This is a genomic window from Staphylococcus sp. MSU001 (assembly GCF_052976705.1).
The window spans coordinates 44,961-61,804 of sequence record NZ_JBRIKK010000010.1; the positions used below are offsets into that span (position 1 = coordinate 44,961).

Sequence of the window (16,844 nt, forward strand, 5' to 3'; positions counted from 1 at the left end):
TTACTTTGTGTTGTAGCTCGCTCATAAATATAAAGCATAGTTACGTTGAAAGTTTATAATCAACATAATCAAATGTTAGTTATCGATTTGAAGTGTTAATGTCTATACTACTTTTGACTATCTTCAATGTCGTAATCTATAAATGGCTATAAAAACCTATACGATATGTCCCATTTCTAATAAATACACACGAGAATCATTATAAAGCCTTTTATGAAAAAAAGAAAAGTAATTTTCTGAACAAAAATTATTTCTTAAACATAGATAAGTTTGATTGTAAAATACAAACATTTTTAAAGAAATTGACACTTTTTCATCAATTATGATAACATAACTCTGTAAAATTCGTTAAATAAAAATTTAACAAACTTAACGGAGGTCGTTTGATGGAACTTGTAGATAAATTATCAAATCGTCAATATATTGATGGAGAATGGGTTGAAAGTTCAAATAAAAACACAAGAGATATTATAAATCCTTACAATCAAGAAACAATCTTCACTGTAGCTGAAGGAACTAAAGAAGATGTTGAAAGAGCAATTTTAGCTGCTAGAAGATCTTTCGAAGACGGTGAATGGTCACTTGAAACAAGTGAAGTCAGAGGTAAAAAAGTGAGAGCCGTTGCTGATAAAATTAAAGAAAATAGAGAAGAGTTAGCTAAATTAGAAACATTAGACACTGGTAAAACTTTAGAAGAATCCTACGCTGATATGGATGATATTCACAATGTGTTTATGTACTTTGCTGGTTTAGCTGATAAAGATGGCGGTGAAATGATTAACTCACCAATTCCTAATACAGAAAGTAAAATAGTTAAAGAACCTGTAGGTGTTGTTACTCAAATTACACCTTGGAACTATCCATTACTTCAAGCATCTTGGAAAATTGCGCCAGCTTTAGCAACAGGTTGCTCATTAGTTATGAAACCAAGTGAAATTACTCCGTTAACAACAATTCGTGTATTTGAATTGATGGAGGAAGTTGGTTTCCCAAAAGGAACAATTAATTTAGTACTTGGTGCTGGATCAGAAGTGGGCGACGTGATGTCAGGTCATGAAGAAGTCGATTTAGTTTCATTTACAGGTGGTATTGAAACAGGAAAACACATTATGAAACAAGCAGCTAATCACGTAACCGACGTTGCATTAGAATTAGGCGGCAAAAATCCTAATATTATTTTTGATGACGCTGATTTCGAATTAGCTGTAGACCAAGCACTTAATGGTGGATATTTCCACGCTGGTCAAGTGTGTTCTGCTGGTTCTAGAATCTTAGTTCACAATGATATTAAAGATAAATTTGAAAAAGCTCTTATTGATCGCGTAAGCAAAATCAAATTAGGTAACGGTTTTGATCAAGATACTGAAATGGGACCAGTTATCTCAACAGCACACCGCGATAAAATTGAAGGTTATATGAAAGTTGCGAAAAAAGATGGAGCAACAATTGCTATTGGTGGTAAACGTCCTGAACGTGAAGACTTACAAGCGGGATTATTCTTTGAACCTACTGTAATTACAGATTGTGATACATCAATGCGTATTGTTCAAGAGGAAGTCTTTGGACCAGTTGTGACTGTAGAAGGATTTGCTGACGAAGAAGAAGCTATTCGCTTAGCAAATGATTCAATTTACGGTTTAGCAGGTGCTGTATTTACTAAAGATATTGGTAAAGCACAACGTGTTGCGAATAAATTGAAACTTGGTACGGTTTGGATTAACGATTTCCATCCATACTTTGCGCAAGCGCCATGGGGCGGTTACAAACAATCAGGTATTGGTAGAGAATTAGGTAAAGAAGGATTAGAGGAATATTTAGTAAGTAAACATATTCTTACAAATACTAATCCAGAACCAGTGGATTGGTTTAGTAAATAATAATACATTGCTTATATACAGTAAATGACTTATAAATACAAAATGCTACATGAAGTGAGTACTTACAAAGGTATGGTGCTCACTTCAATAAATGAAACCTTTTAAGAAAGAGATGTTAACAAACAAAGAAAACAAATCAATTTTTGGAGGTCTTTAACGATGAGAAGAAAACGCGATTCATACGATTATGTCATTATTGGTGGTGGTAGTGCAGGTTCAGTTCTTGGTGCACGCCTTTCAGAAGATAAAGATAAAAATGTTTTGGTATTAGAAGCTGGACGTAGTGACTATTTCTGGGATTTATTTATTCAAATGCCAGCAGCATTGATGTTCCCATCAGGTAATCGTTTTTATGACTGGGAATATCAAACTGACGAAGAACCACATATGGGACGTAGAGTTGATCATGCGAGAGGTAAAGTATTAGGTGGCTCAAGTTCTATTAACGGTATGATTTATCAACGAGGTAACCCAATGGACTATGAAGGATGGGCAGAACCTGAAGGAATGGACACATGGGACTTTGCGCATTGTCTACCATACTTCAAAAAGTTAGAAACAACATATGGTGCAGCGCCATATGATAAAGTTAGAGGTCATGATGGTCCAATCAAATTAAAACGTGGACCAGCTACTAATCCATTATTTAAATCATTCTTTAACGCAGGTGTTGAAGCGGGCTATCATAAAACTGCAGACGTTAATGGTTACAGACAAGAAGGATTTGGCCCATTTGATAGCCAAGTACATCATGGACGTCGTATGTCTGCTTCAAGAGCGTATCTACGCCCAGCATTAAGACGTAGAAACTTAGATGTTGAAACACGTGCGTTCGTAACAAAATTAATATTTGATGAAAATAATAGTAAAAAAGTAACAGGCGTGACTTTCAAGAAAAATGGTAAAGAACATACTGTTCATGCAAACGAAGTCATTTTATCTGGCGGTGCTTTCAATACGCCACAACTATTACAATTATCAGGTATTGGTGACTCAGAATTCTTAAAATCAAAAGGTATTGAACCACGTATGCATTTACCAGGTGTTGGTGAGAACTTCGAAGATCACTTAGAAGTATATATTCAACATAAATGTAAACAACCGGTTTCACTACAACCTAGCCTTGATGTTAAACGTATGCCGTTCATCGGTTTACAATGGATTTTTGCACGTAAAGGTGCAGCGGCGTCTAACCACTTTGAAGGTGGCGGCTTCGTAAGATCAAATGATGATGTTGATTATCCAAACCTCATGTTCCACTTCTTACCAATTGCTGTAAGATATGATGGTCAAAAAGCACCAGTAGCACATGGTTACCAAGTACATGTTGGACCAATGTACTCCAACTCAAGAGGTAGTTTGAAAATCAAATCTAAGGATCCATTTGAAAAACCAAGTATCGTGTTTAATTACTTATCTACGAAAGAAGACGAAAGAGAATGGGTTGAAGCAATTAGAGTAGCAAGAAATATATTAAAACAAAAAGCTATGGATCCATTTAATGGTGGCGAAATTTCACCAGGACCACAAGTTCAAACGGATGAAGAAATTTTAGATTGGGTACGAAAAGATGGAGAAACTGCATTACATCCATCTTGTAGCGCGAAAATGGGACCTGCATCTGACCCAATGGCAGTAGTCGATCCATTAACTATGAAAGTACATGGTATGGAAAATTTACGTGTCGTTGATGCCTCAGCAATGCCTAGAACAACAAATGGTAATATTCATGCGCCTGTATTGATGTTAGCTGAGAAAGCAGCGGATATTATTCGTGGTAGAAAACCGCTCGAACCTCAATATGTTGACTATTATAAACATGGTATTGATGATGAAAAAGCAGGTGCAATGGAAGATGATCCATTCTACCAATATTAAAATGGTTGATGAAAAGTTAAATTAAAAATTTAATTACATGTGTATTTTTAGCTCATTTATTTGTTATTTATAAAATGACCTGAGACAAATCGTTGTCTCAGGTTTTTACATATATAACAGTATTTATAAATGAAATTTCATTGAGCTTTCAAAGTGAGTATTTAGATGCATCAAACATTAGTTCAAAGTTATCTTGAAAAAACAGAGAAAAGTAGAAATCAGACGTTATTTACACAAGACTCTGTACTTATTATTCAAGAGAAATGAAATACTACTATTACTTACTTTTATGAAGGCAAGTATTGTTTGATTGAGGTGCGTATACGAGCTAATAAAATTACATCTATAATCATAAGACACCATCTTTGTTAAAACATAGTTATATGTAACGTCTTTGTCGCTCTATCAATATTAAAGAATTAGCCTTATTTTATCCTTCTGAAAATGAGGTGATTATGCATACTTGGGGTCATAATTTATAAATAGTATATATGCATATATTTAGAAAAGTAATAATTGAATAGTAAATGTTGCTTCAGATATTTACAAGATAATCAAGTCGCACATTTTGGGTGCCATAGAGATAATTATGTTTACTTCTATATGTAGTAGGTTTGATATTCTGTTTAATTAATTAGAGAAAATAAGAGCAATGAAAAGTTTATGTTTTTTATGTGTCAATAACACTTTTCAGCTACTATATCACTTAGTTTCTCTTACTTTGATAAGTTACTAAGAATATATATGTATAAGTTAAGTACATAGAGTGTCGGTTTAGATTTAATGTTTTATATAATAAATCATGGTAGTATGTATTTATATCATATTGAAGAGGTGATAAGGTGAGTTTTTATCATTTTATACAAAATTTCGTTGGTGATGAAACACCTTTAGGTAAACTAGCCGCATGGATTAACCAAGATGAAGATTTCCCTATGGAGGAAACAACAGCACATAATATATTAAACTATTTTAATCAGTTAAATTATTTTGATGACGATTGTATTGAAACTGTAAAACGCTCACTATCACTATATGAACAAAGTAAAGTAGCCCTATAATATTAAATTGAAATGAAGGGATGTCTTATGTTAGTTAGCGATACAAATAAAACATATATAATAGAAGAAACTCGTAATTCATTCATAATTGAAAGGAATAATAATCAACAGCACTACGAAGTATTAGAATCAATTAACAGCTTATCTAATGATTCATTTTGTGTGTTAAATCACTTATTCGTCAATGAAGGTAATGAAGAGGTTTTTGAGTCACGGTTTTTAAAGAGAAATCAACATTTGCAAGATGTGCCTGGTTTTAAAGCGTTAAGATTTCTTAGACCGGTAGTCAAAGGGAGACATTACATTATCATCACGCTATGGAACAGTAGACAAGCTTTCTATGATTGGCAAAATTCAAAAGCATATGCGCAAACTCATAAAAAACGTGGAACTCAAAAAGGTGTCGATCATCGTATAGTCAATAGAGATTTATCCTATAATATAAGAATAGAGTTAGAAAGTCTTAATAACTAAATTTGTGTTGAATGTATGAATGAAAAAATATAAAACGATATAATATGTTATCAAATTTATTAAGAATAAAAATTTGAGGATACTTTTAATGAATTGTACGCACGTAAAAGTCTATTTGACTTGCCCAAATAATATAAGATAAATGAATGTATGTAACAAAAAGTTATTGTCAACAATCAAAAAGTTAATGATAAACCTGTACATTATTTTATGTTTCAGGTTTTTCTTATTTGAAAATTTGTTAGTTGATGATGTATGATATGAATGTTTTTAATAGGTTTGATAGATTATAAACCTTTGGTAGTTTTTAGATGAAAGTATATTGAAAGGAAGTACACTTATGAATAAATCAAATTTACTAGCACCTGAGAAATATAATATTGTTTCAGAAATAGAAAAATATGCTTCAGAAGATCATAAAAAAGCCATTATTTACAAGGATAACGAGCATGAAAATATTTCTGTAAGTTATAAAGAACTTATCAGTAATGCTAATAAAGTAGGGAATGTATTCCTCAATCATGGGCTGAAAAAGGGAGATAAAGTTCTCATCATGATGCCACGTGCAATCGTTACATATGAATTATATATTGCAGCATTGAAACTGGGGATAGCGATTGTTCCAAGTTCAGAAATGTTACGAACAAAAGATTTACAATATCGAATTACTCACGGTGAGATTGATGCAGTTATTTCATTTGATTCTCTAACTAAAGAATTCGAAAACGTTAAAGAATATGACCAATTAAAGAAATTTATAGTAGCTGGTCACAAAGAAGATTGGGTTTCAATAGAAGATGAAAAAGAAAAAGTAAGTGATGACCTTAAAGGCGCAGATACAACACGAGATGATTTGGCGATTCTTTCTTATACATCAGGTACAACAGGTAATCCAAAAGCAGTAACGCATTCACATGGATGGGGGTATGCCCATTTGCAAATGGCACCAAAACATTGGTTATGCATACAAGAGAATGATCTTGTATGGGCAACTGCAGCACCAGGGTGGCAAAAGTGGGTGTGGAGTCCATTCTTATCTGTTTTAGGGATGGGAGCAACAGCATTTGTCTATAACGGTCGTTTCCACCCTGAAACATATCTCGAGTTACTTCAAAATTATCAAATCAATGTTCTATGTTGTACACCAACAGAATATCGTATGATGGCTAAACTTAGTCATTTAGAACAGTATAATTTAGAACATTTACACAGTGCGGTGTCTGCGGGTGAACCTTTAAATCGAGAAGTTGTTGAACAATTTAAACGTCATTTTAATATTACTGTTCGAGATGGATATGGACAAACGGAAAGTACATTGTTGATTGGATTTCTAAAAGATACTGAACCACGTATGGGTTCAATGGGTAAAGGTATACCTGGTAGTTTTGTTACTGTCATTGATGATGATGGTAAAGAGGTTGGCCCAAATGTAAAAGGTAATATTGCCGTGCCTTTAGACTTACCAGCCTTATTTAAAGGTTATTTTAAAGATGAAGCACGCACAAAAGCAGCTTCAACAGGTGATTATTATGTTACTGGAGACCAAGCTCATATTGATAATGATGGTTATTTCTGGTTCGAAGGTCGCCGTGACGATATTATTATTAGTTCAGGATATACCATTGGACCTTTTGAAGTAGAAGATGCATTAACAAATCATGCAGCTGTTAAAGAATGTGCTGTTGTAGCAAGTCCGCATGACATTCGTGGAAATATTGTTAAAGCATTTATCATCTTGCAAGATGATTATGAAGCAAGTGATGAGTTAATCCAAGAATTACAAGTATTCTGTAAAAATGAAGTAGCACCGTATAAATATCCAAGAGCAATTGAATTTGTTGAAAATCTACCAAAAACAAATTCAGGTAAGATACGTCGCGTTGAATTACGTGATGCAGAAATTAAAAAATATAAACAATAGTATTCATCGCATTAAGTATGAATGAAAATATTTCCTGGGACACTTATACAATGTCTCAGGTTTTTTATTTTGACTATCAGAGACTAATATTAGAAATATGCATTAGTATAATTTAGTTAATGTCATGCGATAGGGAATTCAATATGAATTTTGTCCTGCTTTTTACGATTACATGAGTATAATCTCATCAATGATGAATTGAAAAATAGAATCATGAATAAAAAAGCATTAAATTAATACTTTTGACATATTTAGAACAAATTTAATGAAAGCCTTTTCTTAAAAGTGTTGTAATTCCTTTTCTATTATGACATACTTGTAAATAAATAGTATGACATAATAAAAATAAGAGGTGGTCAAGAATGACACAATTCGTTTATGCATTTAATGAAGGAAATATAGCTATGAAAGACTTACTTGGTGGTAAAGGTGCCAATCTTTCAGAGATGAAGAGACTCGGACTACCAGTACCTGATGGTTTTACAATTACGACTGAAGCTTGTATTACCTATTTAAAACAAAATGAAGAACTACCTACAGAAGTAAAGACACAATTAATTGATCATTTAGCAGCTTTTTCTAAACGAACAGGAAAGTCCTTTTCTTCTGATGACAACTTGTTATTAGTATCAGTACGTAGTGGTGCAAAAATTTCCATGCCAGGAATGATGGATACAATTCTTAACTTGGGACTTAATGATGATAATGTGAAAAAACTTGCTGACAAAACAAATGATGCGCGCTTTGCATATGATTGTTACCGTCGTTTACTACAAATGTTTGGAGAGGTTGTTTACGGTATTCCAATGACAGCTTTCGATACATATTTTAATGATTTTAAAACGAAGCATCGTTATCAAAATGATGCTGAAATTCCGGCAGAAGGACTACAAACTATATGTGAAAGATATAAAGAAATTTATGTAGAAGAGGCATATAAACCTTTTCCACAAGAACCGTTAAAGCAATTAGAAGAAGCAATTGAAGCAGTATTTAAATCTTGGGACAATGATCGTGCACGTGTATATAGAGATTTAAATGATATTCCACATGATATTGGTACAGCTGTAAATATTCAGGAAATGGTATTTGGTAATAGTGGTGCAAATAGTGGTACGGGTGTAGCATTTACAAGAAATCCAGTTACCGGAGAAAATCATTTATTCGGGGAGTACTTACTTAATGCTCAAGGTGAAGATGTTGTTGCAGGTATTCGTACCCCTAAGGATATTGACACTTTAAAACAACAAATGCCAGACGTGCATCAAGAGTTCGTTGATGTAACCAAACAACTTGAAAAGCATTACAAAGATATGCAAGATATAGAATTTACAATTGAAAATGGGAAACTTTATTTATTACAAACACGTAACGGAAAGCGTACTGCTAAAGCAGCAATAAAAATTGCTGTGGATTTAGTTCACGAGCAATTAATTACACGTGAAGAAGCAGTATCAAAAGTAGAAGTAAAATCAATAGACCAATTATTACATCCTAATTTTAATGAAGAGTCATTAAAGCAAGCGACAGTGGTTTCTAAAATGGGCTTACCAGCTAGTCCCGGTGCAGCAACAGGAAAAGTAGTCTTCTCTGCTGAAGAAGCAAAACTTCAAGCTGAAAATGGTAATAAAGTAGTGTTAATGCGACCGGAAACATCACCTGAAGATATTGAGGGGATGGTAGCAAGTGAAGCAATCGTAACAACTCATGGTGGTATGACATCACATGCTGCTGTTGTAGCAAGAGGAATGGGTAAATGTTGTGTGACAGGATGTTCGAATGTAGAGATAGATACAGTGAACAAAACAGTATATTATCCTGAAGGTGAATTACATGAAGGGGATATCGTTTCTGTAGATGGTTCAGCTGGTGATTTATATTTAGGAGCAATTGAAACAGTCAATGCTGAACATAGTGAAGAGTTCGATCAATTTATGACTTGGTCTGAAGAGATTGCAAGACTGCAAGTTAGAATGAATGCTGAAACACCACAAGATATAAAAGCTGGATATAATTTTGGCTCTAAAGGAATAGGTTTAGTTCGTACTGAGCACATGTTCTTTGGACCTGAACGTTTAATAGAAATGCGCCGTTTTATTTTAGCTTCAAATCATGACGAACGTGTACAAGCTTTAGAAAAAATTAAAACATATCAAGTAGAAGATTTTGAAACAATTTTCAGATTATCTCAAGATAGACCTACGATTGTTCGTTTACTTGATCCACCGTTACATGAGTTCTTGCCATCATCTGAAGAAGATATAAACAATGTTTCTCAACAGCTGAATGTATCTTCAGAGTTCTTACGCAAGCGAATCGTTGACTTAAATGAGGTCAATCCAATGCTTGGTCATCGTGGTTGTCGTTTGGCTGTGACTTATCCAGAGTTATATGAGATGCAAGTTGAAGCTATCATTGAAAGTGTTATTAAGCTTCAAAAAGAGGGGATAACGTGCCTGCCAGAAATTATGATTCCTCTCGTGTCAACAGTAGAAGAATTTACAACTTTAAAAGAACGATTAGTTAATACAATTACACATTTAGAAAAAGAATCTCAACAAGATATACAATATATGATAGGTACTATGATTGAAACGCCTAGAGCATGCTTGATTGCGAATGACCTTGCGAAACATTGTGATTTCTTCAGTTTTGGTACTAATGATTTAACACAATTGACATTTGGTTTCTCTAGAGATGATGCAGGAAAATTCATAAATGTGTATACTGAAAATAACATTTTACAGCTTGACCCATTCCAAACTTTAGATAGAGAAGGTGTAGGACGACTAATTCAATTAGCGGTTGAACAAGCTAAAAATACCAATCCAGAGATTAAAATTGGTGTATGTGGTGAGCTTGGTGGCGATGCAAAATCAATTCGTCAATTTAACCAATGGGGAATTGATTATGTTTCATGTTCACCATTTAGAGTTCCGGGTGCAATTTTAGCTACAGCTCAGAGTCAAGCGGAGGAAAGCGAGCGATAAGGTGAAGGATAATAATGAAGTATTAAAGTTATTTATAGTTTCAGATTCAATAGGAGAAACAGCGCAACGGATGATTCATGCAACGTTGACACAGTTTCCAGATTTAACTCAAGTAGAAATTAAGAAATTTCCGTATATTAAGGACGAACAAGAATTTTTAAATGTCTTACAATTAGCTAAAGAACAGAATGCAATTGTTGCAACAACATTAGTGAGTGAGTCATTTAATGCATTAGGTCATCAGTTTGCAAATGAACATCAAATTCCCTATGTAGATTACATGTCTGAGTTAATTAGTATAATTAAAAAACATACACACGCTAAACCATTAATGGAAAGTGGTGCGTTGCGTAAGCTTAATGATGAGTATTTTAAGCGTATAGAAGCAATTGAGTATTCAGTGAAATATGATGATGGTAAGCATTTTACAGATATTGGAGAAGCGGATGCTTTAATAGTAGGTGTATCACGTACCTCTAAAACGCCATTAAGTATGTACTTAGCTAATAAAGGATATAAGATTGCAAATATTCCTTTAGTCCCTGAAGTGGCTATTCCAGATAATGTATTTCAACAAAAGAATTTAAAGGTATTTGGATTAACAGCAAGTCCCAATTATATCGCAAATATACGACGTAATCGTGCAGAAACATTAGGACTATCTTCAGAATCTAATTACAATAGTTTAGAGCGTATCAAAAAAGAATTATCTTATGCTGAAGAAGTTTTTAGAAAATTAAATGCAACGGTAATTAATACAGAATATAAATCGATAGAGGAATCGGCATTTTATATTGAAAAGTTTTTAGCTAAACGTTAAATTTTCATAAAAATATATATCATAAAATTGTCATAAATTTACTATTAACAATTTACTTTTCAAAGTGCTTGCTTTAACATATATATGTAAAAGCTATTAGATTTGATTCTTTTCTAAGGTTTTGAGGTTATAAAGTAATATAACAAGAATGATGACGTCTAATTAGCTGGAAAGCAATTTGATAACTACTACACAAGAGGTGAACATTATGGCTATGTCTGACAAAAAAGACGTCGTGTTAATCGGTGCCGGTGTACTAAGTACTACATTTGGTTCTATGTTGAAAACGATTGCACCTGATTGGGACATTCATTTATATGAACGTCTAGATCGTCCTGGTATTGAAAGTTCAAATGAACGTAACAATGCAGGAACAGGGCATGCAGCTTTATGTGAATTGAACTATACTGTACAACAACCTGATGGTTCAATTGATATTGAAAAAGCTAAAGAAATTAATGAACAATTTGAAATTTCTAAACAATTTTGGGGTCATTTAGTTAAATCAGGAGAAATTCAAAATCCTAAAGAATTTATTAATCCATTACCTCATATTAGTTTTGTTCGTGGTAAAAATAACGTTAAATTCTTAAAAGATCGTTATGAAGCGATGAAGCAATTCCCTATGTTCGATAATATCGAATATACTGAAGATATTGAAGAAATGAGAAAATGGATTCCATTAATGATGAAAGGCCGTGAAGATAAGGGCTACATGGCAGCGAGTAAAATAGACGAAGGCACTGACGTAAACTACGGTGAATTAACTCGTAAAATGGCTCAAAATCTTAAAAACTCACCAAACGTTGAAGTGCAATACAAACATGAAGTTGTTGATTTTGAACGTTTGTCTAATGGTAAATGGTCAGTTAAAATTAAAAATCTAAATAATGGACAAGTATTCGAACATCAAACTGATTATGTGTTTATCGGTGCTGGTGGTGGCGCAATTCCACTATTACAAAAAACTGGCATTCCAGAAAGTAAACATTTAGGTGGATTCCCAATCAGTGGACAATTTATTGCTTGTACAAATCCACAAGTTATTGAACAGCACGATGCCAAAGTTTATGGTAAAGAACCACCTGGTACACCACCAATGACAGTACCTCACTTAGATACACGTTACATTGATGGTGAAAGAACATTATTATTTGGGCCATTTGCAAACGTGGGGCCTAAGTTCCTAAAACATGGTTCTAACTTGGATTTATTCAAATCAATTAAACCATATAACATTACGACTTTACTTGCTTCTGCAGTTAAAAACTTACCATTAATTAAGTATTCATTTGACCAAGTCATTATGACAAAAGAAGGTTGTATGAACCATTTACGTACGTTCTATCCTGAAGCACGTGATGAAGATTGGCAAGTTTACACAGCTGGTAAACGTGTACAAGTTATTAAAGATACTGAAGAGAATGGTAAAGGATTTATCCAATTTGGTACTGAAGTGGTTAATTCTGAAGACCACTCAGTTATTGCATTACTAGGCGAATCACCAGGAGCATCAACTTCAGTATCAGTAGCACTAGAAGTTTTAGAGAAAAACTTCCCTGAATATGCGAAAGACTGGGAACCTAAAATCAAGAAAATGATTCCTTCATATGGTGAATCACTTATTGATGATGTTCAATTAATGAGAAAAATACGTAAACAAACATCTAAAGATCTTGAATTAGGATTCTATAATAAAGCAAAATAAAAATATATAGCGTTATCTATTAATCCTTATTAGGTAAAGTTGCTGTATTTAATATTTTAAATGCCTGAGACAATGAGTGTCTCAGGCATTTTTATATATTAACAGTCGATGGTTAATTTGCAGATGAAAGGGATTTAAATCAAGATTGTGAACTATCATATCTTTTGATAAGGCAGCGAAAAAATTCAATACAAAGTATATTTCATATCTTTTCTTTAATTGATAGATAATTAATGAAAATTCGTTTTTTAAAATTAATAAATAAAAATATGTATAGGTAACTATATATCCAAAACCTTAAATAGTGTATTATAAAGTTATAAATAGCAATTTAAAAATAATGAATATTTAATTGTTATTTCTCTGTATATAAAAATTAAAAGGAGATAGAATATGAAAAAATTTTTGGGAATTTTATTAATTGTGATGTCAATTGCTCTTGTGGGATGTTCAAATAGCAATGATTCAGATCAATCTTCTAATGAAAAGTCATCATCAAAAAGCTCGGAGAAAAAAACGGACGTGGCGACTGAATATACAAAAGAGGATGAATATAAAGAACTAGAAGAAGAAGCTAAGGATCTTAAACAAAAGCCAGTTCTTAATGAAATCGATGCACTTATTACAGAAAAAGGTTTTACAAACAAAACGGGATTGCAAGGCTGGGAAGACTATAAAAAATTAGTGGATAAGGTAACACTTGCAGATTATAAATACTCAAAAGAATCTAAAGGATCATCCATTGAAGAAGTTAATAAGTTCTTTAAAGATAAAAAAGGTGTAGAGATTAAACGAATGAAAAGTAAGGAAAAAAATATTAAGCATATCAATTATATGTATGTAGATCCAGATGGTAAAAAAACAGGTAAAAATAAGCAACCTATGTCCTACGCTCAAATACTTGCAACATTTAAAGAAGGTAAATTAGTAGCTACAAATATTCAACCTGGATTTTTTGCTTTAGATAAAAAGAAAATGGTTAAAGCTAAAGACTTAGAAGAAGTTAAGACATTGGAAGATTTAACGCGTTTGAAAAATCCTAAAGCGACATCATATGGTATTTTACAGACGAAATATAAAGGGAAACCATACACTCAAGTTTCAATATTAGGCAGTGACTCTGATGAAGAGAATGATATTTCCTCAGCCATATTAGCTTATTATCTATTTTCACCAACGGAATTAGATAGTGACGATAATCATAAATACGTTGAAGTTGCATCAGCGCCATTCTTAAGTGCTCAAAACGATTTTTCATCTTATCAACTTGGTGTATTTAAAAAAATTATCGAAAGTAGTATGTCATTCGATGAATAATCAAAGGACAAAATGTGTGTAAAGTATAAAAAAACCGTGTGGTCAGATTAATCTACCACACGGTTTTAATATTTCTCTAGACAATGTGATGTTGTTTAGAGAAAACATTGTTCGTTATGAACTGATAAATAATTAGTTTTTATTTACTGACGCATCATAGATTGAATCTACAGCATCGCCTAATGCTTTATCGAATTCTTCTTGTGATTGGCTAGCACGTAAGTCACTTGCTAATGCACGTGAGAAGCTTGCAATTAATTCATCGTTATCTTTTAACAATTTGTTAGCTTCATCTCGGCTGTAACCACCTGATAATACTACTACACGTACAACATTAGGGTGGTCAGCTAATTCTTTATATAAGTTAGCTTCAGTAGGAATAGTTAATTTTAGCATAACTAATTGATCATCGTTTAATGAATCTAAACCTTTTTTGATTTCAGCTTTTAAAACTTTCTCAATTTCAGATTTATCTTTAGCGTTAATATTAACTTCTGGTTCGATAATAGGTACTAAACCTTTAGCGATGATTTTTTTAGCGAATTCAAATTGTTGTTCAACAACATCTTTGATTCCTTGTTCATTAAGTTCAAGGATGTTAGAACGCATTTTAGTACCGAAGATATGACGTTCATTTGCACGATCTAAAGTTTCATCTAAATCATCAATTGGTTTCATTAATTGCACGCCATTTTTCTCTTCAGCAAGACCTTTGTCGACTTTTAAGAAAGGAACAACGCCTTTATCCGCTAAATAGTCTCCAGTGTATTTACCTTCAACTTCGCGATCCATAGTTTGTTCGAATAAAATCGCACCTAAAATTTTATCAGGTGAAAATGAAGGTGAAGTTACAACACGTGTACGCATATCGTGAACAAGTTGGAACATTTCGTCTTCATTACTGTATTGGTCTTCATTCACACCATATTCTTTAAGTGCTTTAGGTGTACTACCACCACTTTGGTCTAATGCAGCAATGAATCCTTTACCATGAGTCATTTTTTCTAATTGTTCTTTATTCATACTTTCCACTCCTTAATATAACTTTCATATACAGTATGATAAAAATTACTTTTTATCTCAAGTTTTTCTACTTAAAAATGATGAAAAATCACATAATTGTTGTAATTAACTATGATTTAGATGTGTAAAATGTAAATAAATCATAACAATGATTTTCCTTAAATGCATCATATCGTCAGAAACACCGACGAATAGAATTCAAAAAGTTTAACTGGTATTTGCATTTAACTATCAACTGATAAAGGTTAAATCAACCTAGGACAACGTTAGATAACCTTGGCTTATAAGTACTTTTTCCTATATCAGATTAAGAGATTTAGAATAACATCTTATCGCTACCAAATGTATCTCCTAATGCTTGTTGAGCTAAAACATTAAGATAATGCCATGGTCTATCATAATCAGGTTGGAAGAAGAAATCTTGGACAGCGAGCTGTTCAAGTGTGAATCCAGCAGATATTACTACTGAAATTGTATTAATAGAAGCAGTAATATCTTCTTTTGACATGACTTGACCACCAAGTATACGGTGAGTGTCTTTATCATAAATAATTTTCATATGAATTTTCGTATCATCTTGCATAAATTGAGGACGAATCAATTCTTCTACGTATGTTTGACCTAAATTGCCATCATAATTATCGATTTCTGTACCATGAATGCCAGTCTGTCCAAATTTATAATCAAATAACTGTAAACCTGAAGTACCAGAAACGCGTGGCATTGTCATTTCTTTACCCAACATGTTTTTTGCTGCGACAACGCCTTGACGTCTTGAATTTGTTGCTAATGCAATATAACGATCCTCAGATACTGGTGCAAAAGGAACTAATGTCGCATCGCCACCTGCATAGACATCTTTAGCAGATGTTTGTTGTTGGTGATTAATGTTTATAATTCCTTTTTTACCTAAATCTATTTTATCTTTTAGCCACTCGGTAGCCGGTTCGACACCTACAGCAAATAAGACAGTATCTGCGTCATATTCATTTTTGTCGGTAACTACAGTAGTTACTTCGCCATTTTGATTTCCTGAAAGTGATTGTACTGTTTCGCCACCTTTAAAATGAAGACCGTGTTGCTGTGCATTTGTTTCTAATACGTCTGTAAACTCTTTATCTAAGTAAGTGTTTAATATACGATCAGCGACATCTACGATTGTAGTATCTATGCCTGCTTTAGCAAAAGCTTCAGCAGCTTCAATACCTATATAGCCACCTCCGACTACAACAGCCTTTTTGGCATCTTTCATGCGTTCTTTAATTTGATTTGCCCAATCGCGTCCACGCATAAATAATACATGTTTATATTTTTCAATTCCATCGACTGGAGGTGTAACAGGTTTACCGCCGGGACTTAGGAACAATTTATCATAAGAATAAGTTGATGTTTGACCTTGGTGTTCAACTGTAACAGTCTTATTGTCAGTATCTAAATCTGTGACTGTGCTATTCGTATGAATGTTTACACCTTGTGCCTTATAAGAGTCAACGGATGCGTAATGTAAATCATCTAGTGATGATGAGATGTCTTCAAGATAACTTTGAATACCACAAGATAAAAAGGACGGTTGATCTGCACTTTCAAAAACTTGAATATCAGCATTTTCATCTTCTTTAAGCAATGTTTGGATTACTTCATATCCTGAATGAGATGTACCTACCACAATATATTTCATTATGATGTCCTCCTTTTATTTATAAAAACGTATAGATTACGTTAGTTTTAGCAATTACATTATGATGTTTACCCAGGTAGTTAAATTCTATTCAACG

11 protein-coding genes are annotated in these 16,844 nt (G+C 33.1%); 9 read left to right on the forward strand and 2 right to left on the reverse strand.

Annotated features, from left to right (window positions below; genetic code table 11):
- Window positions 1–386 precede the first annotated feature (386 nt).
- The 9 genes from betB (at window position 387) to ACVBFA_RS06225 (ending at window position 14,046) form a co-directional block, all read left to right on the forward strand.
- A complete protein-coding gene (betB, locus tag ACVBFA_RS06185; RefSeq protein WP_002475647.1) occupies window positions 387–1,877 on the forward strand; it encodes a betaine-aldehyde dehydrogenase in 1,491 nt (496 codons plus the stop codon).
- A gap of 159 nt (window positions 1,878–2,036) precedes the next feature.
- Complete coding sequence (gene betA, locus ACVBFA_RS06190; RefSeq protein WP_001830593.1) at window positions 2,037–3,755, forward strand: choline dehydrogenase; 1,719 nt, start codon at window positions 2,037–2,039, stop codon at window positions 3,753–3,755.
- Between the two features lie 842 nt (window positions 3,756–4,597).
- Window positions 4,598–4,816, forward strand: coding sequence for a sterile alpha motif-like domain-containing protein (locus tag ACVBFA_RS06195; protein ID WP_002447038.1), 219 nt, complete (start codon window positions 4,598–4,600; stop codon window positions 4,814–4,816).
- A 27-nt stretch (window positions 4,817–4,843) separates the two neighbouring features.
- Window positions 4,844–5,290, forward strand: coding sequence for an antibiotic biosynthesis monooxygenase family protein (locus ACVBFA_RS06200; RefSeq protein ID WP_002490420.1), 447 nt, complete (start codon window positions 4,844–4,846; stop codon window positions 5,288–5,290).
- Between the two features lie 340 nt (window positions 5,291–5,630).
- The gene (gene mbcS, locus ACVBFA_RS06205) at window positions 5,631–7,211 is read left to right on the forward strand and encodes an acyl-CoA synthetase MbcS (RefSeq protein ID WP_002447040.1); all 1,581 of its coding nucleotides are present in this window, start codon (window positions 5,631–5,633) and stop codon (window positions 7,209–7,211) included.
- Between the two features lie 362 nt (window positions 7,212–7,573).
- Entirely contained in the window at window positions 7,574–10,201 is a 2,628-nt protein-coding gene (gene ppdK, locus ACVBFA_RS06210) for a pyruvate, phosphate dikinase (RefSeq protein ID WP_070592522.1), read from the forward strand.
- A 1-nt stretch (window position 10,202) separates the two neighbouring features.
- Window positions 10,203–11,021 carry a pyruvate, water dikinase regulatory protein gene (locus ACVBFA_RS06215; RefSeq protein WP_002447042.1) on the forward strand — a complete coding sequence of 273 codons (819 nt, stop codon included), beginning with the start codon at window positions 10,203–10,205 and terminating at the stop codon, window positions 11,019–11,021.
- A 208-nt stretch (window positions 11,022–11,229) separates the two neighbouring features.
- Window positions 11,230–12,729, forward strand: coding sequence for an L-lactate dehydrogenase (quinone) (gene lqo / locus ACVBFA_RS06220; protein ID WP_001830651.1), 1,500 nt, complete (start codon window positions 11,230–11,232; stop codon window positions 12,727–12,729).
- A gap of 393 nt (window positions 12,730–13,122) precedes the next feature.
- Window positions 13,123–14,046 (forward strand): hypothetical protein, encoded by a 924-nt coding sequence (locus ACVBFA_RS06225; protein WP_126122413.1) that lies wholly within the window; start codon window positions 13,123–13,125, stop codon window positions 14,044–14,046.
- 132 nt (window positions 14,047–14,178) lie between these two features.
- On the opposite strand, the gene ACVBFA_RS06230 is transcribed toward ACVBFA_RS06225, so the two are convergent.
- Window positions 14,179–15,069, reverse strand: a complete 891-nt coding sequence (locus tag ACVBFA_RS06230; RefSeq protein ID WP_002458264.1) for a fructose bisphosphate aldolase — start codon at window positions 15,067–15,069, stop codon at window positions 14,179–14,181.
- A 316-nt stretch (window positions 15,070–15,385) separates the two neighbouring features.
- Window positions 15,386–16,747, reverse strand: coding sequence for an FAD-dependent oxidoreductase (locus tag ACVBFA_RS06235; protein ID WP_002486869.1), 1,362 nt, complete (start codon window positions 16,745–16,747; stop codon window positions 15,386–15,388).
- Between the last annotated feature and the right edge of the window lie 97 nt (window positions 16,748–16,844).

Bases quoted from the DNA above. Each gene is read 5' to 3' on its own strand.
- betB (WP_002475647.1), top strand. From the start codon at position 387: ATGGAACTTGTAGATAAATTATCAAATCGTCAATATATTGATGGAGAA.
- betA (WP_001830593.1), top strand. From the start codon at position 2,037: ATGAGAAGAAAACGCGATTCATACGATTATGTCATTATTGGTGGTGGT.
- ACVBFA_RS06200 (WP_002490420.1), top strand. From the start codon at position 4,844: ATGTTAGTTAGCGATACAAATAAAACATATATAATAGAAGAAACTCGT.
- mbcS (WP_002447040.1), top strand. From the start codon at position 5,631: ATGAATAAATCAAATTTACTAGCACCTGAGAAATATAATATTGTTTCA.
- ppdK (WP_070592522.1), top strand. From the start codon at position 7,574: ATGACACAATTCGTTTATGCATTTAATGAAGGAAATATAGCTATGAAA.
- lqo (WP_001830651.1), top strand. From the start codon at position 11,230: ATGGCTATGTCTGACAAAAAAGACGTCGTGTTAATCGGTGCCGGTGTA.
- ACVBFA_RS06225 (WP_126122413.1), top strand. From the start codon at position 13,123: ATGAAAAAATTTTTGGGAATTTTATTAATTGTGATGTCAATTGCTCTT.
- ACVBFA_RS06230 (WP_002458264.1), bottom strand. From the start codon at position 15,069: ATGAATAAAGAACAATTAGAAAAAATGACTCATGGTAAAGGATTCATT.
- ACVBFA_RS06235 (WP_002486869.1), bottom strand. From the start codon at position 16,747: ATGAAATATATTGTGGTAGGTACATCTCATTCAGGATATGAAGTAATC.